The following is a 23,612-nucleotide window of genomic DNA, read 5'->3' on the forward strand; positions in this document are numbered from 1 at the left end:
TGTACGCAAACGTTTTACAGAGTCTTCGACTCGTTCTCACAAAATAGGGCATTGGGTAACTAAAAGGAATGGCCGATCCCGAAATGCCAGTAGGGGCTGGAGTTGTTGAACCATCCCCGCTGCAGATCATGAATGCGATAGGCCACATCGATACGGAAAACCAGATAATCCCAGTCAAACCGGACGCCAAAGCCGGAACCCACGGCAATTTGTTCATAGAATTGGTCGAGCCGGAATTTGCCTTCATCAAACGGGCTGCGGGCGCCGTACCAGATATTTCCGAAATCGGTAAAACCGGCAATGCCCCAGTCGGTATTTAAAAAATTATGAAAGATGGTATGGCGGTATTCCAGAAACCCGGCAATTTTGATGTCGCCACCGTTAATGGGTACTTCTCCCTCCGAAGCATCAAGATCTGCCGGACCCAGCCGCAGCGGGGGCCAGCCCCGGATATCATTACTTCCACCGGCGAAAAACCGGCGGTTAAGGGGTATCTGTTCATTTTCGCCAAAAGAGTAGGCATAACCTGCAAAAGCACGCCATGCAAACACTCCGTTTTCAAGTACCGGGGTATAATTCCTGTAATCCAGAGAGACTCTGAGGAACTGGCTGTAGGTAAGAGTACTGTCGCTGAGACTCAGAGAGGGGACATTTCCCTTGATTTCACCCGGGTCGAAGATGAGCCGGTCCATCAGGTAGGGAATGGTGCCACCCACTTCTATGGATGATTCGCTGAAAAATCCGAAATTCCGTTTGATCAGATCCGTATTGGCATAGCGGAAGGTATATCTGACAATTGAACTGAACTGGGGGTTGAAGTCTTCAAGTATGCGTTCAACAATGATATCGTCAAAGCGGTCACGCAGGTTTCGCTCAAAATCGGCGGTAGCAGAGGCATCCAGCCAGTCAAGCTCAATGAGGTCAAACAGACTTGCCATCTGAGGCCGGTGGCGTACCTCAAACTGATTATTGAAGCGGAAATTGGCATTTATGGTGAAATTTTCCTGACGGCTTTGCGCCCAGCTGAGACGATAACGGGTACTGGCGTTAAGAAAAAACGGAGTCTGGTCGAGAGCCCGGAACGGAAAATTGAGTCGCTGCACAGTATAAGCGGTACTGAGCTCGGTGCTGTTCAGCAAGGTGCCGCCAACGAGTTCGAAGTTGCCCTGAACGCCAACCTCAAAGTTTTCCGCACCCCGAAACAGGTTGTTGTTGATATACCGGACACCGGCCCCGGCTCCGAAACCAAGTCTTCTCATACCGAAAAAGTCCATTTGGATGCGGTGTTTGGGCAGTGTCTGCATCCTGACATATACCGGAAGCACATCCCTGGAGTAATCGGGCAGGGACCCGTCCTCTGTGTGGCTGAATTGATTTACTGCAAGCATGCCCAGATTCTGAAACTGATTGACCGAATTTCGGTACAAGCTGTTGTTGTAAATGGTTCCGGGTTTGAACAAAATCTGGTTGGCAAGCAGCCTGGATCTTGTTTTTGCGTTTTCATCCACCCTGATGATTATTTTGTAGGGCTCTTCGGTATACGGCTCCCCCTGCAGCGTGTCGTAGCGCACATTGTCAAACTCTCCGTCCGGTCCGCTGAGGTCAATGTGGACATCCCCGAACCGGTACGTCCTGCCGTGGAATATCCGGAACATCAGGTCGAGTTCAAGCTCGTTTTCATTGTCTTCACGAACAACAGCGTAAACCGAGTCTCGGTTTACGGATGCATATCCGTGATTCCGCAGATAGCTGATAATCCGGTTGCGTTCCTCAGCGACCTTTTCATAGGTGAAAGGAGTGTTGGAATGGAAAGAAGTGTCGGATATGGCTTCGGATACAAGGTCGCTGTTTTTAAAAAATGCAAACAGATCGCTGTCTGAACCCATTTCCGGCATGCCGCTGAAATAAATGTCGCGGATTTTTGACTGCTCACCTTCCCTGATAATAAAAGATACTTCAATGCGGTCCCGGTCAAACATCGTCAGATTGGTGTCGATTTCTGCATTCCGGAAACCCCTCGACTCATAGAAATTGTTCAGCCTTTCGATATCTCTTTCAAGGACACGATGATCCAGAAGGGCGGCCGACTCGCCGAGACGACTGGAAATCCGGTTGAGCTGGTACCAGATTGTCAGGCCGGGAATACCAAGGAACTGACGGTTTGGTCTGGTTCGGACAATCGACCGGAGTTCACCATTACTGAAAGATTCATTGCCTATAAAGCGTACCCTTCTGATGCGCCGGTCCTCTTCATCTAAATACTCCGTTTCATCAAGAGACTCAGTCTTTTCAGTAACAAGGGCAGCCGCAGATGCTTCCTGATGCAGGGCATAGGCCGTGCTGAGCAAGCAAAGTAAGCATATAGCACGCAATAAACGCTTCAAATATTTACAAAATAAATACAGCTGCGGGTAACTGAATGGTTATTACCCGAGCTGTTATTGAAATGGTAGTGAAATCAGGAAGGAGTAAGGAGAATGTTACACGTCGTCATAGTCAAATCCTTCATCTTCTTCGCCATGGAAGAAATCCTCCTTCATGATGTAGTCAGGCCAGATCTCTTCAATACTCTCATAAGGTGTGTCGTCTTCCTCATCAAGTTCGTACAGGTTGTCTATTACCTGCTGCGGACAACCGTTTCTTTCAGCCCACTCAATGAGCTCGTTCCGGGTAGCAGGCCATGGTGCATCTTCAAGAGTTGCAGCGAGTTCGACGGTCCAAATCATAATTTCAGGTTTTATTATTCTGGTTCGTAACTTTGCAGGGTTATAAACTAATATTTATTGTAAAATTCAAGTGCCTAACGCCACCACAATAAAATAATTTTGTCAGGGGTTATCCCTGAAGAGAAAATTGATTATTTTACGGCATAACACGGAAGTGAAATTACATAATTTTGAGGTTTTTATGGGATCATTTGGCGGAATTGAATGGCTGGTTATAATACTTGTTGTTTTGCTCCTCTTCGGAGCCAAGAAAATTCCTGAACTTGCGCGGGGACTCGGCCAGGGACTGACTGAGTTTCGGAAAGCTTCTTCCGACATCCGGAAAGAGATCGAAAAAGGCTCACAGGAGCCGACAGCGCAGGAACGGGCGGAAAAAAAGCAGGAACAACAGGAGAGTACAAAAAAGGAAAAGCAGCCTGCTTCGGATGAGAAACCCGAAAGCTGAGCGCTGATTTGTCCGCAACACCTGCCACTCACCACAAAAAATCAGTAGTTAATCTGTTTTGAACGATAACACAATCCGGGGTATCCGTGACAAGTTTTCCTCAGGAGATGCTTCTCTCAGTGAAGTTGTAAATGGATACCTTTCAGTAATTTCTAGAAAAAATCAGGAAATAAACGCTTTTACTTCGGTCCATGCTGATGAAGCCGCGGAAAGGGCGGAAGTCATCGGGAAAAAAATCAAGGAAGGCACGGCCGGACCACTGGCCGGAACGGTAATCGGCATCAAGGAGGTGCTTTGCCAGAAAGGCTATCCTGCCACCTGCGCTTCCAGAATGCTGGAAAACTACGAAGCGGTTTATGATGCAACGGTTGTCAGGCGCCTGATGGAGCAGGATGCCGTCATCGTAGGGCGGCTCAACATGGATGAGTTTGCCATGGGGTCTTCGACAGAAAATACGATTCACGGCCCTGCAAAAAACCCCCATAATGCGAATAAAGTGACCGGTGGATCCAGTGGCGGAAGTGCAGCTGCAGTAGCCGCTGATATGTGCAGTGCCACGCTGGGCACGGACACCGGAGGGTCTATCCGCCAGCCGGCATCTTATTGCGGGGTGGTTGGACTCAAGCCATCCTACGGACGCGTGTCACGGTACGGATTGATTGCCTATGCATCATCGTTTGACAGTATCGGTCCGTTAACCCACAACGTATCAGATGCAGCCACGATTCTGAAAGCTATTGCCGGGCACGACCCCTCAGATGCAACATCATCATCACGACCTGTCCCTGACTATCCGGCTTTGCTTGAAAATCCCGAGCCGGCAATCAAAATCGGCATACCGGATGAGTATTTCGGAGACGGGCTTGATCCGGTTATCCGGGAGCGGGTTATGGATACCGCGCGGAATATGGAGAAAAAGGGTGCGGAACTGGTTTCCATCTCTTTGCCTCACCTGAAATATGCCATTGCCACCTATTACATTCTGGCAACTGCTGAGGCATCGAGCAACCTCGCCCGGTTTGACGGTATCAGATATGGCCACAGGGCGGATATTCAGGAGGTCCGAAAGGAGCTGAAAAATGAAGAGGAAGCCATCAGGCAGTCTCTTGGAACCAACGGCAACGGTAAATCCGGCAGGGAAAAGCTGGACAAGGCGCTGCTGGCCATGGACAGCCCAATGATCCGTTTATACAAAAAAAGCCGCACAGAAGGGTTCGGAACCGAGGTGAAACGGCGCATCATGCTCGGAACATATGTACTGAGCGCCGGTTACTACGATGCCTATTACGGAAAGGCTCAGCGCATCCGGCGTCTTATAAAACAGGATTTCCAGGATGTCTTTTCAAAAGTTGACGTGATTATCTCACCGACAGCGCCTACAACCGCATTTGATCTGGGTTCAAAGGTCAATGATCCTTTGCAGATGTATTTAAACGACATCTACACGATATCAGCCAATCTGGCTGGAATCTGCGGAATTAACGTACCGGCCGGTTTGCATTCTGACGACGGTCTTCCCATTGGTGTTCAGTTCATGGCCGATGCTTTTGATGAACCCGGTTTGCTTAATGCTGCCAGGATTGCGGAACAGGCACTTGCAGGATAACGGGTATCTCGTTGATGATGAACAGGACATTTCTCAGACTGCAGTTTCGCATTCCGGAAGAGCATCAGGAAGCGGTCATAGCCCGCCTCACCGACTTCGGGTTTTACGGTTTCGAGCAGGAGGATGATACGGTTGCCGCATGGACGGAAGCGGATCCCTTTTCCCGGCAGAGCCAGACTGACTTTGACCGCTGGCTTGAAGCTGAAAGCTTATGCACATTGATAGGCAGGGAAACTCATGCCGAGCGTAACTGGAATGAAGAGTGGGAGCAGTCCATTCGTCCGCAAACCGTCGGAAAATTTTACATTCATCCGGCCTGGGCGGATGAGCCGAATCCCCAAGGAACCATTCCGCTTGTCATCGACCCCAAAATGTCATTCGGCACGGGATATCATGAAACAACGCGTTTGCTGCTGCACATGCTGCCGTCATTTGTAAAGCCGGGCGACCGGGTGCTGGATATGGGATCAGGGACCGGCATACTCGCTATTGCAGCGCTAAAGCTGGGTGCCGCTCATGCCGTTTGCGTGGATGTGGATGCCTGGTGCTTTGATAATGCCGGTGAAAATGCGAGGCGAAATGGTGTTGAAGATGTGATGGATATCCGGATCGGTTCCGCTGAGCAGATGGGAGCGGATGAAAAATTTGATATTGTACTGGCCAATATTAACCGCAATGTCCTGCTGGATCTGGCCGGTGAGCTTGGCGGGATGACGAAACCAGGCGGTTGCCTGCTGATATCGGGCATTGTCCGGGATGATGAGCAGTCTGTTCTGTCCCATCCGGATTATTCGCAGCTTTCAATTGAGGATACAAAAGCAGAAAATGAATGGTATGCCATTGGTTTGAGGAAACCGGAACAGAATCTGTAATTTATCCGGGACTATTTCCGGTAGAATCGGAATGGAATCTTGCTATATTTTATATGGTCAGAATGTAATCGGAAAACCGGTTTAAACCGGTCTGATGACTTAAAGTATCACCTCGAGAAACATGGTAACCCGTGCCTGAAAAACAAACCGCAACTGAAAGCAGCCGCAAGGACAGGGTTTTGGTAGATGCCGCCCTGTCCGGCGATCAACAGGCGTATCACAAGCTGGTCGACAAATATCAGCGGGCACTGTATTACCATATCCTGAAACTGGTGCGAAACCGTGATGTGGTTGATGATCTTGTTCAGGAAGCGTTCAGTAAAGCGTTTGACTGCCTGGACACATACAACCGGAGTTATGCTTTTTCAACCTGGATTTATCGCATTGCAACCAATCACACAATTGACTACTTGCGGAAAAAGAAGCTTCAGACCCTGTCGATTGATGAGCCGGTGCAGGGGAAAGACGGTGAGATGAAAATCGAGATTGCCGATGAAGGCAGTCAGTCTGACCGTGAGATTATCAGAAAGCAGCGAAAGGAGATGGTCAGATCGGCAATAGAGAGCTTGCCGGAAAAGTACCGTATTGTCGTACGGATGCGGCATATGCAGGAAATGAGCTACGAAGAGATATCAGAGGAGCTCGATCTCCCGCTCGGTACAGTTAAAGCTCATATTTTCCGTGCCCGCGAGCTGCTGAACAAGCATTTGAAAGACAGGCTAACGGCATATTGAATAAACGCAGTATTGCTGTCAGCAGAACCGGCAATAAACCCGTGCCGTATAGAACAGGAAAGAATAAAAAAGCCCGATCACAAATGACCGGGCTTTTTTATGAAAGACATCATTGAGTTTCTTAGAAAGTCAGATTCCGAAGCGCACGCCGATATTAAATCCGAACTGATCGATACCGGTCAGAAACAATCTTGGCTCAGCATAGAGAGTTACGGCGTCCAGACTGTACTCACCGCCCACACCAATTCCGAGAGCAAGGTCGGTATCAGAGTATGAGGCACCTCCGATATCGGAACTTACACTAACCCGGTGAATACCAAGCGAACCGATACCGTAAAAGGTTAATTCGTCTTCCTGATAAAACAGATAGTGTGCATTACCGTTGATCTCAAAATAGTTCACGGATACTTCTGAAGGAGAATCGACCAGCCAGTAAACGAAATCGCCGCCGAACCGGATATCTTCATCAAAAATGTAATATCCGCCGAACTGAAGACCCAGTTCACTGAGCTTCTCGCCATAGGAGAGTCCGCCGCCAAGTACGATGTCACCTTCTCCCTGTGCCTTGACATTTGTGGATATTGCGAGCAGCATGACGAAAAGCATTGCTGTCAGAAATCGCATAGCTCGTTTTGACCTATTTACCATTGGTTGTACCATTGTATCAGATTTTGTGAGTTGTAAAGAAAGTTGTTTTTAATGCAGCAATATACCTCTAAGTTGCTGTGATTCGGTTAGTCGCGCTTAAGATATTAATTGACGTTTTTAAACCAAAACGGATTTACCTTTTTTTATAGAGTTTGTGCTATTCTTATTTTCCGTCTATGAATAACCGCGATTACAACACTACAAAGGAGTTTCACGAGGATAACAATTCAGATCCGCAGAATGCAGCAGGAGATCCGCAACAAGACACTGACCGTGGCTTGTACTTTTTTCTGCTTGATGCCGTAATGATCTTCCTGCTGGTGATCAATCTCACCTGGATTGTTTTTGACTGGCTTTTTGAATATCAGATTATTTATGACTTTTTGTTTGGGCTGGCACCGGGTTTTACCGAAATGTATGCCAGTGCCATACATCCGAGGTTCATAGTAATCGACCTGATTTTTGTATCCGTATTTCTGACAGAATTTTTCTTCAGATGGGCTGTTGCTGTATATAAACGGATATACCACCGCTGGTTTTTCTTTCCTTTCATCCATTTTTATGACCTGCTCGGATGCATACCCATCGGTGGATTCCGGTTTTTGCGGCTGCTCAGAGTCATATCCATCATGTACCGGCTGCAGAAAGCCGGGTTCATTGATCTGAGTGACACTCCGCCGGCCCGGTTTATAAGAAAATATCACGGAATACTGATTGAAGAGCTTTCAGATCGTGTTACGATTAATATTCTTACGGATGTCCAGCAGGAGGTTCGCCATGGCGGGCCGGTCGTGGACCGGATTGTCAGCGAAGTGATTCTGCCCAAAAAAGAATCAATCGTAGAATGGATGTCGCACCGCATCGAAAAAGTTTCAAACCAGAACTATGATAATTACCGTGACAGTATCAGGGATTATGTAAAGGAGCGAATCAATACCGCACTTGAGGAAAACAGTGAATTCGCCCGGCTGGAACAGATTCCGCTTTTCGGATCGTTGGTACGTAATACACTCGAAAAAGCCATCAGTGATATTGTCTTTAGTGTTATCAACGGAATTATGCAGGATCTGGCGTCGGAGCGGAATAAATTTCTGATCGATGAAACCTCGGATATCCTTTTCGATGCGATCCTTTTGAAAGAAGAAGACACGGAACTCAACCGCATGGTTACAGAGACCATCGACCGCTCACTGGAAATTGTGAAACAGCAGGTTCAGGTCCAGCAGTGGAAACTGCGTGACCTGGCGGACGATGAGGAAGACTTCAGGCGACGGCTTCGCGAAGAGCTGATGAAGGCGGCAGATCAGCCGGAAAATCACACACGTGCAGAAAAATGACCGGAATAGCCCAGAATATTTCAAAACGCACCGAGCTGGTAAGGCAGGAAGCACATCGGCTTGGTTTCGACGGGGTCGGATTCGCGCGGGCACGCCGCCTCGAGAGGGAAGAGTCCCGTCTGGAACAGTGGCTGAAAGAAGGCCGGCACGGATCGATGCAATGGATGGAGAACCACTTCGACAAACGCGTTGATCCACGCAAACTGGTTCCCGGTGCGCGCTCAGTCGTTTCGGTTATGATCAGCTATCACCAACCCGATCTTGTCAGGGAACAGTTGTCCTCAGATCAACCCAAAATTTCAAAATACGCAGCCGGTGATGATTATCACAAAGTTGTGAAGGAAAAACTGTTTGAGCTGTTTGCTTTCACGGAATCCGTTACGGGTAAAGTGGAGGGACGTGTCTTTGTGGATACGGCTCCGGTACTGGACAAGGCCTGGGCTGTGGAGGCTGGAATCGGCTGGCTTGGAAAACACACCAACGTGCTCAGCAGGGAGTGGGGGTCATGGTATTTTCTGGGTGAAATGATCCTGGACGCGGAGTTTGATTATGATGAACCTGTCGCGGACCACTGCGGTTCATGCACCCGCTGTATCGATGCATGTCCTACCGATGCCATTTACGAACCATACAAAATGGACGGCAGCAAGTGCATCTCCTATTTCACCATTGAACTGCGCGACGAGATCCCGGAAGAGTACCACAGACAGATGGGGGAGTGGATTTTCGGTTGTGACATTTGCCAGGATGTGTGTCCCTGGAACAGTAAAGCCCGAAGAGGTTCGGAGGAGCGGTTGTTTGCCCGCCCGGAAAGTGCCGATAAAGACATAGATTACTGGGAGGAGCTGAACCTTCAGGAGTATCGGGAGCTCTTCCGGAAAAGCACTGTCAAACGTGCCAAGTTCGACGGACTGAAACGAAATATTCGTATCGCCGCAGAAAACGTCAGAAGCCGCGACATGACATTCGTCAATGTTGCCGGCAAACTGAAAAAGAAGCAAAAATGACAGCGCTCCGCCGGTTTTTGTGAACCCGTTTCAGCCTTCCTGGTATTCCTGAACACCGGCCATTTCGATCATCAGATCGAACATATCGGTATTTTTTGTGATTGGTCCGATGCGGTCACTTCCCGGTCCGAGAGCAGCAAGCTCAACATAATCAGCTGTGTGTGAAGTTCCTATCCAGTTGAAGGCCAGATAGTTGGCAAGAATTTGCCCCATCACGGGCCAGGGCCGGCTCATCATTCTGTGAAGATTTTCATAATCATCGGCGTAAGCCTGGCGAAGGATTTCCGCTTCGTCCCGTCTGATCTCAATTTTTGTGGCATGCTCAACAAGTTCTCTGATTTCGCTGATGGAGCTGTTCTCATCAAGCTGAGGCAGGAACCAGTTGTTGGTATGACGAAATTCGGCGATACGGTCAAACCGCGGTTCACTTTCGGAGTAACCTGATCCTACACCATTAAGGCCGGGATTGGCATTTCCATGGTCTGTAGTAATGATGACAAGCGTATCATCACGATTTTCTGCGAACTCCAGGGCGGCTCCGATGGCATCGTCAAATGCAATCTGATCGTATATGAGTCCGGCTGCATCGTTTCCGTGTGCCGCATGATCGACTCTGCCGCCTTCGACCTGAAGGATGAACCCGTTTGTATTTCGGGACAGATGCTTTATCGAGGTCTCGGTCATCTCGGCGAGAGTGGGTATATCGCGCTTGTACTCTTCGGTGTTGATGTGATCCAGCGTATAGGGCAAATGACCGTCGTAGAAAATTCCAAGAAGTTTCCCGTTTCCGTCATAAGCCTTCATATCATCTTTTTTTCGGACCACCTTGTATCCTTCCTCTTCATATTCAGAATACAAGTCGCGCCCATCATCACGGTGTTCGGAACTGTAAAACATATTGCCGCCACCGAGAAGAACATCATACCGGTTTTCAAGATACTGTTCGGCAATGGTCTCCTGATCACCGCGGTTCATGACATTGGCACCGAATCCGGCAGGTGTGGCGTGGGTAATGGTTGTAGTAGTGGCAAGTCCTGTAGCTTTGCCGGCATCCCTGAAAATCTGGAGGATGGTCCTGAGCGGCTCCTCCTCTTCGGTCATATTGACACGGCCGTTTACCAGGCGCTGGCCGCATCCCCATGAACTGGCTGCCGCTGCTGAGTCGGTCACTATGGAAGAACCGGATGCCATATCCATCAGCCCCCGGCTGACCCGGTTCTGTTCGTAAAGTGATATCCAGTTTGAAGTGCGGTCGTAATGTCTGCGCAGGATGTGATCGGCGGCAGTCAGCGTTCCGTTGCTCATTCCGTCACTGACCATGAATATGATATTTTTTGCATCGCCGGGTTGTGCTCTTCCATTTTCAGAGGAGCAACCTTTTAAAATGGCACCTGATCCAAGCATCATACCGGAAAGGGCACCTGTTTTCAGAAAGTCCCTGCGTGAGAAAGATCCGTTTTTACTCGATTTGTTTCTTTTCATAGTGACTGCAGCGTTGATTATTCAGGTTGAAAAAAAGAAATTCTGTTTGGTATCAGAACGTATCAAAAAAAATGGTGTTTTCCCGCGTGTGATTTATAAGAACCAAAGATCGTGCGGAAAGATACTCTCCTCAGGATAATGAAAAAGATATAACCAAACTGTAAAACTTTGAAATGTGTGAAAGCGTCAGAGTTGTTGTTTGAGAAAAATAAAGCGGCCTGTTTTGCAGTTATAGTTCGGAATGAAATCTATTGTTAACTTCTTTCTGATCGAAAATAGGAGGAAGTTCAGATGCAATTTTAAATTAAGTTTAAAGGAGGTAGTGATTTATGATTAAGAACTCGATGCGCACCGTCTTTCTGATGGCTCTCGTTGGTGCGCTGTTCTTGCTGGTTGGCAATGTACTTGGCGGACAGGGCGGGATGGTGATCGCATTCATCTTTGCCATGCTGATGAACTTCTTCAGTTACTGGTATTCCGACAAGATGGTGCTGAAGATGTATCGTGCAAAGGAGGTTACACGGGAAAATGCTCCCCAGTTTTATGGCATGGTTGAGGATCTTGCCCGACGAGCTGATCTGCCCATGCCTAAAGTCTATATCATCCCGCAGCAGCAGCCCAATGCGTTCGCCACCGGCAGAAACCCGCAAAATGCAGCAGTTGCCGCAACACAGGGCATATTGCAAAGTTTGAATGAGCGGGAGTTGCGCGGCGTTATGGCACACGAGCTGGCTCATATAAAAAACAGGGATATCCTGACACAAACGATAGTGACAGCTTTTGTGAGTGCAATTACCATGATTTCGCAGTTTGCAATATTTCTTCCCATCGGTCGCGGAGGCGGAGACGGACCCAACCCGATTGTATTGCTGCTTACACTGATTCTTGCGCCACTTGCGGCCGGGATGCTGCAGGCAGCCATATCGCGGACACGCGAATTTGAGGCTGACCGAGTCGGCGCCGAGATTTGCGGGAGTGCGGAAAGTCTTGCAAATGCATTGAAAAAAATTCAGGCCTCGGTTCAGCAGATGCCAATGCAGGCATCCGAAACCGCACAAAGATCAACGGCGCACATGTTCCCGGTCAATCCCTTTTCTGCCAGGGGAATGAGCAAGCTGTTCTCGACTCATCCCGACACCGGATTGCGTATCCGGAAATTAATGAATATGGAAAAAACGGGTGTTTACTCGTAATCATTTTTGAAAATGGAACAGGGATTCGGTACCATTCCAGTTTGGGGCTCAGGACTGGCTGAGACAAAAAGGCGATAAGTTGATCCGTAAGGATACGGAATGAGCATACTCTAACCCCTACCAAACGTAATCAGAAACGAAAGTTAAATACCACTATGGGATCACTGAATAAAGCAATGATAATCGGCCGCCTCGGAGCAGATCCGGAAGTCCGTTATACACAAAACAATACCGCAGTAGCCAACATGAGCGTGGCTACCAGTGACCGTTACAAAGACGGCAATGGTGAATGGCAGGAGAGAACCGAATGGCACCGGGTGGTAGCCTGGGGCAGACTTGCTGAAGTGTGTCAGCAATATTTGAAAAAAGGGTCACAGGTCTATTTTGAGGGGCCAATACAGACCCGTTCATGGGAAGACAAGGAAGGCCAGAAACAGTATACAACGGAGATCAAGGCACTTGGTATGCAGATGCTGGATAGCCGGGGAGCAGACCAGAATGAGAATATGGGCGACTCCTCACAGTCCGGAAGTCAGGCAAAAACCGAGACTGCACACAGTGAAGTCTCTGATGTAGATGATGATCTTCCGTTCTGAGTATAAACACATTTTTAAAAGCAATCGACTGACGGGCTCATGCCTGTGATCCCGTCAGTGTTTTTTATGTTGAGACTGAGTGCAATCGGGATGCAATGCTGCCACCCCGCAGATGTTTTGTAAACCTGGCTTAATGTCGTAAATTTGGATTGCCGGCAAGCAGCCGGCGAACCATTTAACAAACGCCTCTGTAACCCAGTTGGATTTTCTATTACCGTACTACATTCTGCTGTCCGATAGCCGCTTATTTGCTGCTGCGGAGGGAAGTACGTTTGATACACTGCTCACAAATCCGGTGGACTTTGTCGTCCTTATAACTGTCATCATACTTGGTCTCATTTTTTCGGCATTTTTCTCGGGGTCGGAAGTTGCTTTTTTTTCACTCGATAAAAAGGTGGACCGTGAAACCATTGAGGAGGCAAAAAAAGATGCTGCGCTTGGAAGGGTATTATACATGCTCGACAAACCAAGGCAGTTGCTGGCTACGATCCTGATAGGCAATACTTTTGCCAACATCATTACAGCAGTTGGTGCGGCAGTGCTGACCGGAAGGCTGGTCGCATTCATCGGCTTGCCTCAGGTAGTAGTATTTGCAGTTGAAATCATGGTGTTAACATTTGCCATTGTTATCTTGGCGGAAATAACACCCAAGTTGCTTGCGCTGAACAAACCGATGATGGTATCCAGAAAACTGAGTGCGCTTCTGTATGTGTTTTTTGTGCTTTTTGCACCACTCTCCCGGTTTATTTCATTTGCGACGCGATTTCTGGAAAAGAATGTTCCGCGGCCGACTGACAATATTTCATCCGATGATCTCAAGACCATTGCTGAGGTAGGTGAGCTGCACGGATCTATTCACGGCGATGAAAGAGAGATCATTGAAAATGTCATCGAATTCGGGAATACGTACGTGCGTGAAATAATGACTTCCCGGGTCAATATTTCAGCCATTTCAACGGAAAATACACTTCAGGAAGTCCTGGACCTGATCAGGGAAAAAAGTATTTCCCGATTGCCGCTCTATGAGCAGCATCTCGATAACATTATCGGGATCATCCATTCCAAAGATCTACTGCCGTATATAAATACGGATTTGGGTCAGACAACCATCAACTGGCGGACACTGGCCCGCAAAGCGCTGTTCATTCCAACGACGAAAAAGCTGGATGATTTGCTCCGTGATTTCCAGAAAGAAAAGACTCACATAGCTATTGTTGTTGATGAATACGGCGGAACGGAAGGGGTCATTACACTCGATGATGTTCTTGAGGAAATAATTGGCGAGATAACGGATGAATACACCGAGCCTGTTGAACTGTTCACAAGAAAAAAATCAGGCAACTATATTTTTGATGCAAAAATTGATCTGGATGACATGGCAGACATTCTGTCCATGGATCTGACTACAGACGAAGATGAATACGAAACGCTTGGCGGCTTGATTTATCACCTGCTTGAACGCATTCCGGAGGAGGGGGAATCCATAGAATTTAAAGGAATGGAACTTACTGTCAACGAAATGGACAACAATCGCTTGTCCAAGGTAGAGGTGAAAGTGCTTGATGAAGGTAACAGTAAGGATGACGGCGAAGAAACAGTATAATTATCGGCAGTGCGTGCTGCCGGAACATCAGAAACGCAAGTATAATTATGATTGAAAGATACGCTCGTGAGAAAATGGCGTCGGTTTGGACCGAAGAACAACAGTTTCAGGCATGGCTTGATGTAGAGCTGGCTGCATGCAAGGCCTGGAGCAGATTGGGTGTTATACCTGAAGAGGATGTGCAAAAGCTTTTTAAACATGCCGGATTTGATATTGAACGTATTCATGAAATTGAAAAAGAGACCCGGCATGATGTGGTGGCTTTTACCAGAGCGGTTTCCGAAACTCTGGGCGATGAAAAAAAGTGGGTCCATTACGGGCTGACATCAACCGATGTTGTTGATACCGCTTTGGGGCTGCGACTGAGAAAAGCGAATGAAATTATCCGGAACGGACTGGATTATATAATTGATGTGCTTGCCGATAAAGCAAGAGAGCACAAGAATACCGTCATGATGGGCCGTACCCATGGCATACATGCTGAGCCAACAACGTTCGGTTTGAAATGTGCGCTTTGGTTTGAAGAAATGAAACGCAACCGAACCCGTTTCGATCAGGCTTCGGAAGCAGTCGAATTCGGAAAACTGTCCGGGGCTGTTGGTACATTCGCAAATATACCACCTGAAGTTGAATCGTATACCTGCGAATTGCTCGGACTGTCACCGGCACCGGTTTCCACTCAGACTCTTCAGAGAGACCGGCATGCACATTACATGTCTGTACTGGCTTTAATCGGTTCCAGCCTGGAGAAAATTGCTGTTGAGATAAGACATCTTCAGCGGACCGAAGTCAGGGAAGCAGAAGAACAGTTTAAAAAAGGGCAAAAAGGCTCGTCTGCCATGCCCCACAAAAGAAATCCGGTCAGCTCCGAAAATATCACCGGCTGCGCCCGGGTGCTCAGGGGATACATGACCACCGCCTTTGAAAACATTGCTCTGTGGCATGAACGTGATATTTCCCATTCATCTGCTGAAAGAATCATCATTCCCGATGCATTGATTTTGCTTGACTATATGCTGCACCGGTTTGCCGGGGTGGTCAGTAATCTTGTTGTGTACCCTGAAAACATGAGGGCCAATATTGATAAAACGCATGGTGTGGTATTCTCGCAGCAACTGCTGCTCAAACTGGTAGAGAAAGGCATGTCCCGGGAGCAGGCATACGATATTGTACAGCCTCTGGCCATGGATGCCTGGGAAAACCGGAAACCATTCCGCGAGCTGGTCGAAAAAAGTGATGAAATCACAAGTGTGCTTGGCAAAAATGAGTTAGAAAAGGTTTTTGATTTAAACTACCATATCCGGAATGTGGATATCATTTTTGACAGAGCCGGCTTATAACAGGGCGCGGGCTGTCCTTGACGTGCATTTCCGTAACAACTGCATCAGGACCGGGCCAGAGTACTTGATTACAAGCGGCTGAAAAGTTTCAAGGCAAGCTTCTGCAGCTTCGGTCTGTCAAGCTTGCCCATCGCATTTCTCGGAAGAGACGATACAACAAAATACTGCGACGGTTTTTGATGGGGTTTAAGCTTACTCGAGGCCTTATGGATGATATCATTCGGAAGACCTTCAGAACCTTTCGCAGGTGATACAAGGGCTACCACCCGCTGTCCCCATTCCGGGTCAGCAACTCCTGTTATTGCGACATCATCAAAAAATCCGCTCGACATCATTTTACTTTCCACTTCTGCCGGACTTACATTTTCGCCGCCGGAGATAATCAGGTCACTTCTCCGGTTATCGATAAAAAGCGTTCCGTCAGACTCCATTCGTCCATAGTCACCGGTCCGGAACCATGGGTCGTTCCTGCTCAAGGGTGCATCCGGCAACAAAATGTCATCACTCATGTACCCGGGGAAAACCTGTGGTCCCCTGACCAGAATTTCGCCTGAAGCGCTTTTCGACCCGTCTGACGAACTTTCCTCATTTTCAAACCGGATCTGGTGATCGTTGAACAGTTTTCCTACAGAACCGGGGATCCGCGCATCGGACTTGTTTTGCGCCGCAATTTGTCCGCATGTTTCTGTCATCCCGTAACTGAAACAGACAGGCAGGCCCAAATTTTCGGCTTTTTTCAACACTTTTGTATCTGCCGGTCCACCTCCAACCAAAACGTTATTAAGATTATCCCACAGATTTTCATGAGATGATTGCTCTGCTTTTTCCGTGAGACGCTTCAGCATTGTGGGGACCAGTGAAATGGAAGTGATTTGTGGATGCAGTGAGACATCGCGGATGATTTTTTCCGGATCAAAACTGCTCCACATGAATATACCTGTACCTGATAGTAATGCACGGAATACAATGGCAATGCCGCCTGCATGAAGAAGTGGAAGACAGTTCCCCCAGAGCGATCCGGCGGGTGGTGATGCTTCAAAAGCGTTTCTGGCTGCCGCAATCATATTGGAGCGCAGCAACGGCACCTTTTTTGGCCTCGAACTGCTGCCCGAAGTCAGCAGCCCGCAAAAAATGCCCTCTTTTTGATCCCTGATGGCAGTTTGTTTTAGCAGGGCTGTTTCAGACGGAGCTGCCGGTTCTGATGAAGCATCTGATTTTTCTGAAGACGTTTTTGATAAGGCTTCAGCTGATGCTTCATTTAATGCTGCTGTTAATGCTTTCGCTGAATCTTCAGCTGTTTCTGCTGTTGGTTTTTCTTTTACTGTTTTCGGTGCTATGTCGAAGGCAGCATCAGAGGAGATGACCCCTCCGGGATGAAAACGGTCAAGTGGTTCGGAGTTCATCTCACTAAACGGCACAAAAGGTATTCCCTCAATCCAGCAGTAAATCATCCAAAGACAAGCATTCCATCTGTCCGTTATGTCAATTCCCAGAGAACGGTTTTGTTTTGAAAGCGCGGGCAGGGCCTCCCTTGCATTCCGGAGGACTTCAGGCAGATCGCGGTAATACATCACACGTCGTCCGTCCGTCAGCAAGACAGTATTGCTGCGCTTGATCATATTTGCGGTAACCGGATGGCTCATAAGATCCGCTCAATTTTTATTGTTTCGGAGTTCTGCTCTTCCAACGTAACAATTCCGGAAAACCCGGCTCCCGGCAGATCCGGAATGGATATTTCGGGACGATCCGGCATCAAATTTGACCCGAGGTCGCTGGCCAGCATGTGTCCGGTTGCCAGACCGTGCGTGTTATTTCTGAAGTGATTCAGGTACAGGGACAGATTGGCGAGAAGCTGCCTTCCGATGGCTGTTTCCAGAGAAGAGGAAATAACGGTTGTGGTGCTGTTTTGCCATATCATTTTCAACTCGTCGAAAGGGCCGGCAATCATGGGTTTAATTACAAATGCATCAAAAGCTCCTGATTTTGCAATCTTCCTGATCGCTTCTGCACTGCGGACAGACTCATCGGCAGCAATGGCTATTCCGTATGTCTTCAGATCATGAATATCCTGCAGTTTTTTCCACTTAATGGGCTCTTCAATGTACTCAAGATTATCTAAAGCTCCTCCGGCCAGATGCTTTCCGAGTTTCTGAAGGAGCTTATGAGTATCGGTTCGGGACAGCATGGCATTAGCATCAAACCGGAATGTTACACCGGGGAATTTATCGCAGATGTTAAGAATGTAACTCTCTGCTTCCGCTGCATCTCCCGGAATTTTGAGCTTTATGGTTTCATAGCCGTTGCTGCTGAATTCATAAATTTGAGAGAGAACATCAGGCAAGTCAGATAATCCGCAAACAGCATTGCATTTGATACCGCTGTCCGTTTTTTCCCCGGTCCAGTGCTGAAACAGGGACATTTTCCGGTCACAAGCCGCCTGCTGCTCGTGAAGCAGGGACAAGCCGAACGCAACTGAAGGCAATTTTTTAAGTCCCGTGCTGGTATTTTTTTCTCGAAGGTAACGGGAAAGAGTCCTGTTGTTGAAGTGATCCTGAATGGCGGGATGGTTGTTTTTCAAAAAGGCCCAGGCGTCCTGAAGATTGTCAGAAGAAAAACCGGGGAGCGGGGCAATTTCAGTCCAGATCCGGTTGCCGTCACCCATTATAAATCCTTCACGATAGTTAATAACACCCGCTGCGTTTTGAAAAGGCTTGCGGAAGGGGATCCGGTAACTGAATAAGCACAATTTGCTCATGAGTATAGTTGGCTCAGATTCACAATCGAATAATTACAGGCAGGTTAAACATATCAGGAATTTTTCTGGCTGAGCAGGCATATCATGCGGGGCAACAGCTATTGTTGTGAATTTAACCGGTACAAAACAGATCAGCATGCAAGCATGTTCCTTCATCCAAGTGCAATACCTGCACTGAACAGAATTCCGAAAGCAGTCATGAACTGCGCTGTTTGAACCAGTATGTCATTAAAAGCTTCCTTGCGATTTTCGACATGGAACCAGCGTATGATATAAATTGCCCAGGGCAACAGGATCATAGGTAAAAAAATAAGGAAACCGTACTCTTCGCGGAAAAAAAAATGAGGCGGTATGGTAAATGGAAGCAGGGCAAGAATGGTGAATTGCCATCGGGCAAATCGTTCTCCAAAAATGACGACAAGTGTGTTTTTACCCGCCCGACGATCGCTGTGCACATCCCGGTAGTTATTGGCAACAAGTATCATGGTAGACAGCGACCCGACAGCAACTGAAGCCCAGAGTGCCTGTTCTGACCATTGCAGTGTATTCACATAATACGTTCCTGTTACAGCGGCAAAACCGAAAAAAAGAAAGACGAAGAGATCTCCGAGACCATTGTATGCAAGTGGAAAGGGACCACCGGTGTACATGATGCCCGCAGCAATAGCAAGAATTCCTGTTACAAGTATGGGCAGACCGGCATGAAGAACGAGATAAAGTCCGAGCAGAAAAGCTGCGAAAAAGGTACTTAATGCTGTAGTCAGCATGGTGCCGGGTGATATGGCCCCGCTGGAAGATGCCCTGGTAAAGCCTACACGATCATCAGCATCAGCGCCGCTGCGGTAATCGAAATAGTCATTTGCAAAGTTCGTTGCAATCTGGATCAAAACAGCGCATGACAAAGCGACAACAGTGGCAGGCCAGTAGAGCTGCTCGTGCTGCCAGGCAAGTGTGCCGCCAACCATAACGGGAATAAGAGAAGCGGGCAGGGTCCGGAGCCGGGCAGCTTCAACCCAAACAAGAACATTCATGAAATACTGAAATTTAGAAAATTTTAATTTTGCTTAATGTAAGGAAAACATGAGACGTTCGTGATTCAATCCCGCCTGAAAGCGCTTTTTTAAACACTGTAAGTCAAAAATGCCAAATAGAATGAAATAGTAAAGCCCCGAATGATAATTGATTAAAAAAATATGGATATTTTTGTTGAATGATTTATATTGTGCTATCGTTATGAACGAAGCGAAACCAAAATTTAAAGTGATTGATTCATGAGTAAAACGTATAAGCGATTTGATGCACTGGAAGCAGTGACAAAGGCAGATGATAAGCTGACCGAAAGAAACGGGACAGGCAAGATCGATATGAATATCGCCAAGATATTTGGCGAGAACTGCCTTTCCATAGACACTCTCAAGGAGCGTCTTCCGAAATCCGTATGGAAAGTGCTCAAAAAAACCATCCGGGACAACGAGCCCCTGGAGTTTGATGTAGCAGATGCCGTAGCTGTTGTTATGAAGGAGTGGGCTACGGAAAAAGGAGCTACTCACTACACGCACTGGTTTCAACCGCTTACGGGTGCAACTGCTGAAAAACATGACAGTTTTATCACACCCAACCAGGGCGGTGGTGCCATTACCCAGTTTTCAGGAAATGATCTGATGCGGGGTGAGCCTGATGCTTCAAGCTTTCCGAGCGGCGGACTCCGTCCTACATTCGAGGCACGTGGATATACCGCATGGGACCCCACATCTCCTGCGTTCATTATCGATAATGGCAATGGTTCCACTCTGTGTATTCCGACGGTTTTTGCTTCCTGGAAAGGAGAATCCCTGGACTTCAAAACACCGCTTCTGCGCTCTGTCGAAGCTCTGAACAAGCAGGCCATAAGGGCACTGAAGCTGTTTGGCGAAGAAGAGTTGACTTGGGTCAATGCCACCGGCGGTTATGAACAGGAGTATTTTCTGATTGATCAGGAGTACTTTTACCGGCGACCCGATCTGCTTACTTCAGGCAGAACTCTCTTCGGTGCAAAACCGCCAAGAGGACAGGAGCTGGATGATCATTATTTCGGCTCCATTCCCGAGCGTATTCTTTCGTTTATGTTCGAAGCAGAGAAAGAGTTGTATAAAGTTGGCGTCCCGGTAAAAACACGTCACAATGAAGTGGCTCCGGGTCAGTTTGAGATTGCACCCGTTTTTGAGAAGGCCAATATCGCGGCAGACCATCAGCAGCTGACGATGATAACCCTGAAGAAGGTAGCCAGAAAGTATGGCCTTGTATGTTTGCTCCATGAAAAACCGTTTGCAGGTCTGAATGGCAGCGGCAAGCATGCCAACTGGTCAATGGTTACCAGCAAAGGGCAGAACCTGCTTGAACCCGGTGATAATCCGCATGACAACAGGCAGTTTCTGTTTTTCTTCACTGCAACCCTGAAAGCGGTACATGATTATCAGGGGTTGCTTCGTGCATCTATCGCAAGTGCCGGAAACGATCATCGTCTCGGAGCAAATGAGGCGCCTCCGGCCATCATCTCTGCCTATGTCGGCGAGCAGCTGGAAGACGTTGTTCAGCAGCTTAAAAAAGGAGAGGTAACCGGGTCAAAAGACGGCGGACTTCTGGGACTGGGAATACCAGTGCTGCCAACCATACCCAAACATGCCGGGGACCGTAACAGAACGTCTCCCTTTGCCTTTACCGGGAATAAGTTTGAGTTCAGAGCTGTCGGATCAGAGCAAACCGTCTCATTCCCGACAACCATACTCAACACAATCGTAGCCGGAGCCATTGATGAGCTTTCCACAGCGGTAGAGAATAAGCTGAGTGGCGGTGCTGATCTTGAAAGTGCCCTGCGTGAGGTCTTCAAGGATACCTATACTGAAATTGAAAATATCCTTTTCCACGGTGACGGGTATTCGGATGACTGGCAGAAAGAAGCGGAAAAACGTGGTTTGCTGAATTTGAAATCCACTTTAGACGCTCTTCCGCAACTGACAGACGAAAAGAACGTCAAACTGTTCGAAAACTATAATGTTCTTTCGCATCGTGAGCTGGAATCCCGCCTTGAGATATATCTTGAGCAGTATTTCATCAAGCTCAATATCGAGGCCGAGACCACGGAAGATATAGTCAGAACAATGATTGTTCCTGCTACTATCCGGTATCTCAATGAAGTCATTGCAGTTAATGACCGGGGCAAGACAACGGGACTCGATATTGCGTCAACCAAAACTCTTGCCGAAGAGGTCAACGGAGAACTTGCAAATCTGCTTAAGGCCGTCGACAAGCTTCGTGAAGTGAATGAAGATCTTGGCGGCGATACAATTCCCGAAAAAGCGACCCATCTCTCCAAAGTAGTTCTGCCCGAGATGAACAAGGTAAGGGAGATTGCCGACAAGCTTGAAAAGCTGGTTCCGGATGATTACTGGCCGTTGCCCTCTTATCGTGAGATGCTTTTTGTAAAATAAGTCTTCTTGACGCAACAGGAGGAAAGAGCAAGCCCGGTTCTGTGAGAGCAGGCCGGGCTTTTATTTTGGTGCGCCCGGCAGGGCGCATCCGCAAGCGTTCAGGCGGGTACTTCCGGCCGCCTATCCGAGCTTCTCTTCTATTTTTTCATCGATGAGTGCCGGGTTTTCAGTCATTTCATCTTTCGGCTCTTTAACCAGATACCAGGCTGCCGCGGAGAACGCTACGGTCAGGGAACAGATTACCAGCAGAACCGCTTTATTATCCACTGCTTCCACGATATCACCCACCGCAAAACTTGAAACAAGCTGCGGGAGCACAACCGACAGGTTGAATAGCCCCATGTAAAGTCCCATCTGATTCTGAGCAATTTTTTGCGACATAATGGCAAACGGAAGACTGATGATAGAAGCCCAGCCAATGCCCACTACCAGCATCATGATATAGAGAACATAGGGAGTATCAGCCAGTACAAATATAAGGGCATAACCGACGGCCATGCAGACCAGAGCGGTTGCGTGAGTTCTGACGCGGCCGAACTTATTGGCAAGGGGTTCAAGTGCGAGCACAGGAATGATCGCAGCAACAACATTAAGCGAAAAGAAACTCCAGTTTACCACACTTCCCACATCGTCACTGCTCAGTTCCGGCATCCGGAAATCAACGAATGCAAAAAAGTAGATGAACATGCTCTGCGCACCGATCCAGGAAAATGAGTGCGCTGCCAGAACTTTCTGAAATCCAATTTTTCCTGCTTCTTCACGGGTCTTTCCCTCTTCAGATTTGAATAATGCTTCCCCGATCAGATATATGGTCACGGCCAGTGCAATCAGTTCAAAATAATATCCCGGAAACTCAAAACCGCTGAGCCGTTTTACAATGGCATATATTCCGTAACCCAAAAAGCCCCACAGGGGACGAATACTGATCAGAATGCGGTAAAGGGAAGCATCGTTAATCTTCTCACCATCATCTTTCTTTTGTTGAGCTAATTCTCTGGCAATATCTTCCTCGCTTTCTCCATAGCGACCGAGGTACTTGGGCTCCTTTATGAAAAACGGCGGTATCACGGAAAAGAAAAACACCAGGAAGACCCCGAAATAGAGCAGGAAAATATTACCTAATACCGCTCCGATAAAATAGGAAAGTACTCCGAAGGTACCCGAAACGGTCTGCATCCAGGCATATCCTTTTGTCCGTTCCCGCCCCTCAGGTGTAACATCTGCGATTATAGATCGCGTGGGATTAAAGGATACGTTGATGGATAAATCCAGCACCATTGAAACAACAATGGCAATACCGAGTATGGCCTCAATGCCCAGTCCGGCCTGAATCACACCAATGTTCGGCAGTGCCAGCAGCATCAACGAAGCCAGCACACCTCCGATGACTATAAAGGCACGCCTTCGCCCGTTCCAGACCCAGACGTTATCACTTATGATACCGATTATGACTTGTCCGATGATACCCGCAATAGGTCCGGTAGCCCATACAAGTCCGATATCCGTAATCTGCAATCCGTATTCATAGGTCAGCAGCCAGCTGAGTGCGGCAATCTGCACTGAAAGTGCAAACCCCATGGCTGTTGCCGGTAACGCGAGGATCGCATAAAATGAGTTCGAAAGGCGCTTTTGAATCTCTAACATGGTGAATCAAAATTGTACAGATCACGGCTAAGCGATCAAATGTGATGAAAAAAGACAATTAGTTGGTAAAACAAGATCGAAAAAAAATTTCTCCTAAAATACAATCTCAAAGCGATTGCACAAAGTAATCAGAACCCTGATTTTGTGCTCATTTATA

At 47.8% G+C, this 23,612-nt stretch carries 19 protein-coding genes; 11 read left to right on the forward strand and 8 right to left on the reverse strand.

Annotation, left to right across the window (positions count from 1 at the left end; all coding sequences use genetic code 11):
- Nucleotides 1-59: 59 nt before the first annotated feature.
- Both NATSA_RS10455 and NATSA_RS10460 read right to left on the reverse strand, forming a co-directional pair.
- Nucleotides 60-2,348: a BamA/TamA family outer membrane protein gene (locus tag NATSA_RS10455; protein ID WP_210512380.1), complete on the reverse strand. Its 2,289-nt coding sequence runs from the start codon at nt 2,346-2,348 to the stop codon at nt 60-62.
- A gap of 132 nt (nt 2,349-2,480) precedes the next feature.
- Entirely contained in the window at nt 2,481-2,726 is a 246-nt protein-coding gene (locus tag NATSA_RS10460; protein WP_210512382.1) for a DUF2795 domain-containing protein, read from the reverse strand.
- A 181-nt stretch (nt 2,727-2,907) separates the two neighbouring features.
- Between NATSA_RS10460 and NATSA_RS10465 the strand changes: the two genes are divergently transcribed.
- The 4 genes from NATSA_RS10465 to NATSA_RS10480 all read left to right on the forward strand — a co-directional run bounded on the left by NATSA_RS10465 (nt 2,908) and on the right by NATSA_RS10480 (nt 6,383).
- Nucleotides 2,908-3,171 (forward strand): Sec-independent protein translocase subunit TatA/TatB, encoded by a 264-nt coding sequence (locus NATSA_RS10465; RefSeq protein WP_210512384.1) that lies wholly within the window; start codon nt 2,908-2,910, stop codon nt 3,169-3,171.
- Between the two features lie 58 nt (nt 3,172-3,229).
- Nucleotides 3,230-4,777, forward strand: coding sequence for an amidase family protein (locus NATSA_RS10470; RefSeq protein ID WP_246481795.1), 1,548 nt, complete (start codon nt 3,230-3,232; stop codon nt 4,775-4,777).
- 17 nt (nt 4,778-4,794) lie between these two features.
- On the forward strand, nt 4,795-5,649 hold the full coding sequence (prmA, locus tag NATSA_RS10475) for a 50S ribosomal protein L11 methyltransferase (RefSeq protein ID WP_210512385.1): 855 nt from the start codon (nt 4,795-4,797) through the stop codon (nt 5,647-5,649).
- Between the two features lie 131 nt (nt 5,650-5,780).
- Nucleotides 5,781-6,383, forward strand: coding sequence for a sigma-70 family RNA polymerase sigma factor (locus NATSA_RS10480; protein WP_210512387.1), 603 nt, complete (start codon nt 5,781-5,783; stop codon nt 6,381-6,383).
- Nucleotides 6,384-6,512: 129 nt separating this feature from the next.
- On the opposite strand, the gene NATSA_RS10485 is transcribed toward NATSA_RS10480, so the two are convergent.
- Nucleotides 6,513-7,007 carry a hypothetical protein gene (locus tag NATSA_RS10485; RefSeq protein ID WP_210512388.1) on the reverse strand — a complete coding sequence of 165 codons (495 nt, stop codon included), beginning with the start codon at nt 7,005-7,007 and terminating at the stop codon, nt 6,513-6,515.
- Nucleotides 7,008-7,207: 200 nt separating this feature from the next.
- On the opposite strand from NATSA_RS10485, the gene NATSA_RS10490 reads away from it, so the two are divergent.
- Both NATSA_RS10490 and queG read left to right on the forward strand, forming a co-directional pair.
- The gene (locus tag NATSA_RS10490) at nt 7,208-8,368 is read left to right on the forward strand and encodes an ion transporter (protein ID WP_210512390.1); all 1,161 of its coding nucleotides are present in this window, start codon (nt 7,208-7,210) and stop codon (nt 8,366-8,368) included.
- Nucleotides 8,365-9,375: a tRNA epoxyqueuosine(34) reductase QueG gene (queG, locus tag NATSA_RS10495; protein ID WP_210512392.1), complete on the forward strand. Its 1,011-nt coding sequence runs from the start codon at nt 8,365-8,367 to the stop codon at nt 9,373-9,375. Before NATSA_RS10490 ends, queG begins: the two co-directional genes overlap by 4 nt.
- Nucleotides 9,376-9,405: 30 nt before the next feature.
- On the opposite strand, the gene NATSA_RS10500 is transcribed toward queG, so the two are convergent.
- A complete protein-coding gene (locus NATSA_RS10500; RefSeq protein WP_210512394.1) occupies nt 9,406-10,857 on the reverse strand; it encodes an alkaline phosphatase in 1,452 nt (483 codons plus the stop codon).
- A 332-nt stretch (nt 10,858-11,189) separates the two neighbouring features.
- Here NATSA_RS10500 and htpX point away from each other — a divergent pair, with 332 nt between their 5' ends.
- The 4 genes from htpX (at nt 11,190) to purB (ending at nt 15,589) form a co-directional block, all read left to right on the forward strand.
- Nucleotides 11,190-12,050: a zinc metalloprotease HtpX gene (gene htpX, locus NATSA_RS10505; protein ID WP_419539879.1), complete on the forward strand. Its 861-nt coding sequence runs from the start codon at nt 11,190-11,192 to the stop codon at nt 12,048-12,050.
- Between the two features lie 155 nt (nt 12,051-12,205).
- On the forward strand, nt 12,206-12,646 hold the full coding sequence (locus tag NATSA_RS10510) for a single-stranded DNA-binding protein (protein ID WP_210512398.1): 441 nt from the start codon (nt 12,206-12,208) through the stop codon (nt 12,644-12,646).
- A gap of 199 nt (nt 12,647-12,845) precedes the next feature.
- The gene (locus NATSA_RS10515; protein ID WP_246481796.1) at nt 12,846-14,249 is read left to right on the forward strand and encodes a hemolysin family protein; all 1,404 of its coding nucleotides are present in this window, start codon (nt 12,846-12,848) and stop codon (nt 14,247-14,249) included.
- Nucleotides 14,250-14,296: 47 nt separating this feature from the next.
- The gene (purB, locus tag NATSA_RS10520) at nt 14,297-15,589 is read left to right on the forward strand and encodes an adenylosuccinate lyase (RefSeq protein ID WP_210512400.1); all 1,293 of its coding nucleotides are present in this window, start codon (nt 14,297-14,299) and stop codon (nt 15,587-15,589) included.
- A gap of 68 nt (nt 15,590-15,657) precedes the next feature.
- On the opposite strand, the gene NATSA_RS10525 is transcribed toward purB, so the two are convergent.
- From NATSA_RS10525 to NATSA_RS10535, 3 genes are all read right to left on the reverse strand, one after another.
- Nucleotides 15,658-17,232 carry a class I adenylate-forming enzyme family protein gene (locus NATSA_RS10525; protein ID WP_210512401.1) on the reverse strand — a complete coding sequence of 525 codons (1,575 nt, stop codon included), beginning with the start codon at nt 17,230-17,232 and terminating at the stop codon, nt 15,658-15,660.
- Nucleotides 17,229-18,344, reverse strand: a complete 1,116-nt coding sequence (gene menC / locus NATSA_RS10530; RefSeq protein ID WP_210512403.1) for an o-succinylbenzoate synthase — start codon at nt 18,342-18,344, stop codon at nt 17,229-17,231. Before menC ends, NATSA_RS10525 begins: the two co-directional genes overlap by 4 nt.
- A 152-nt stretch (nt 18,345-18,496) precedes the next feature.
- Nucleotides 18,497-19,375, reverse strand: coding sequence for a 1,4-dihydroxy-2-naphthoate polyprenyltransferase (locus NATSA_RS10535; RefSeq protein ID WP_210512405.1), 879 nt, complete (start codon nt 19,373-19,375; stop codon nt 18,497-18,499).
- A gap of 240 nt (nt 19,376-19,615) precedes the next feature.
- Between NATSA_RS10535 and NATSA_RS10540 the strand changes: the two genes are divergently transcribed.
- Nucleotides 19,616-21,811 carry a glutamine synthetase III family protein gene (locus NATSA_RS10540; RefSeq protein WP_210512406.1) on the forward strand — a complete coding sequence of 732 codons (2,196 nt, stop codon included), beginning with the start codon at nt 19,616-19,618 and terminating at the stop codon, nt 21,809-21,811.
- A 120-nt stretch (nt 21,812-21,931) separates the two neighbouring features.
- On the opposite strand, the gene NATSA_RS10545 is transcribed toward NATSA_RS10540, so the two are convergent.
- On the reverse strand, nt 21,932-23,455 hold the full coding sequence (locus NATSA_RS10545) for an MFS transporter (protein WP_210512407.1): 1,524 nt from the start codon (nt 23,453-23,455) through the stop codon (nt 21,932-21,934).
- Between the last annotated feature and the right edge of the window lie 157 nt (nt 23,456-23,612).

Source organism: Natronogracilivirga saccharolytica (assembly GCF_017921895.1).
Classification (GTDB): Bacteria; Bacteroidota; Rhodothermia; order Balneolales; family Natronogracilivirgulaceae; genus Natronogracilivirga; species Natronogracilivirga saccharolytica.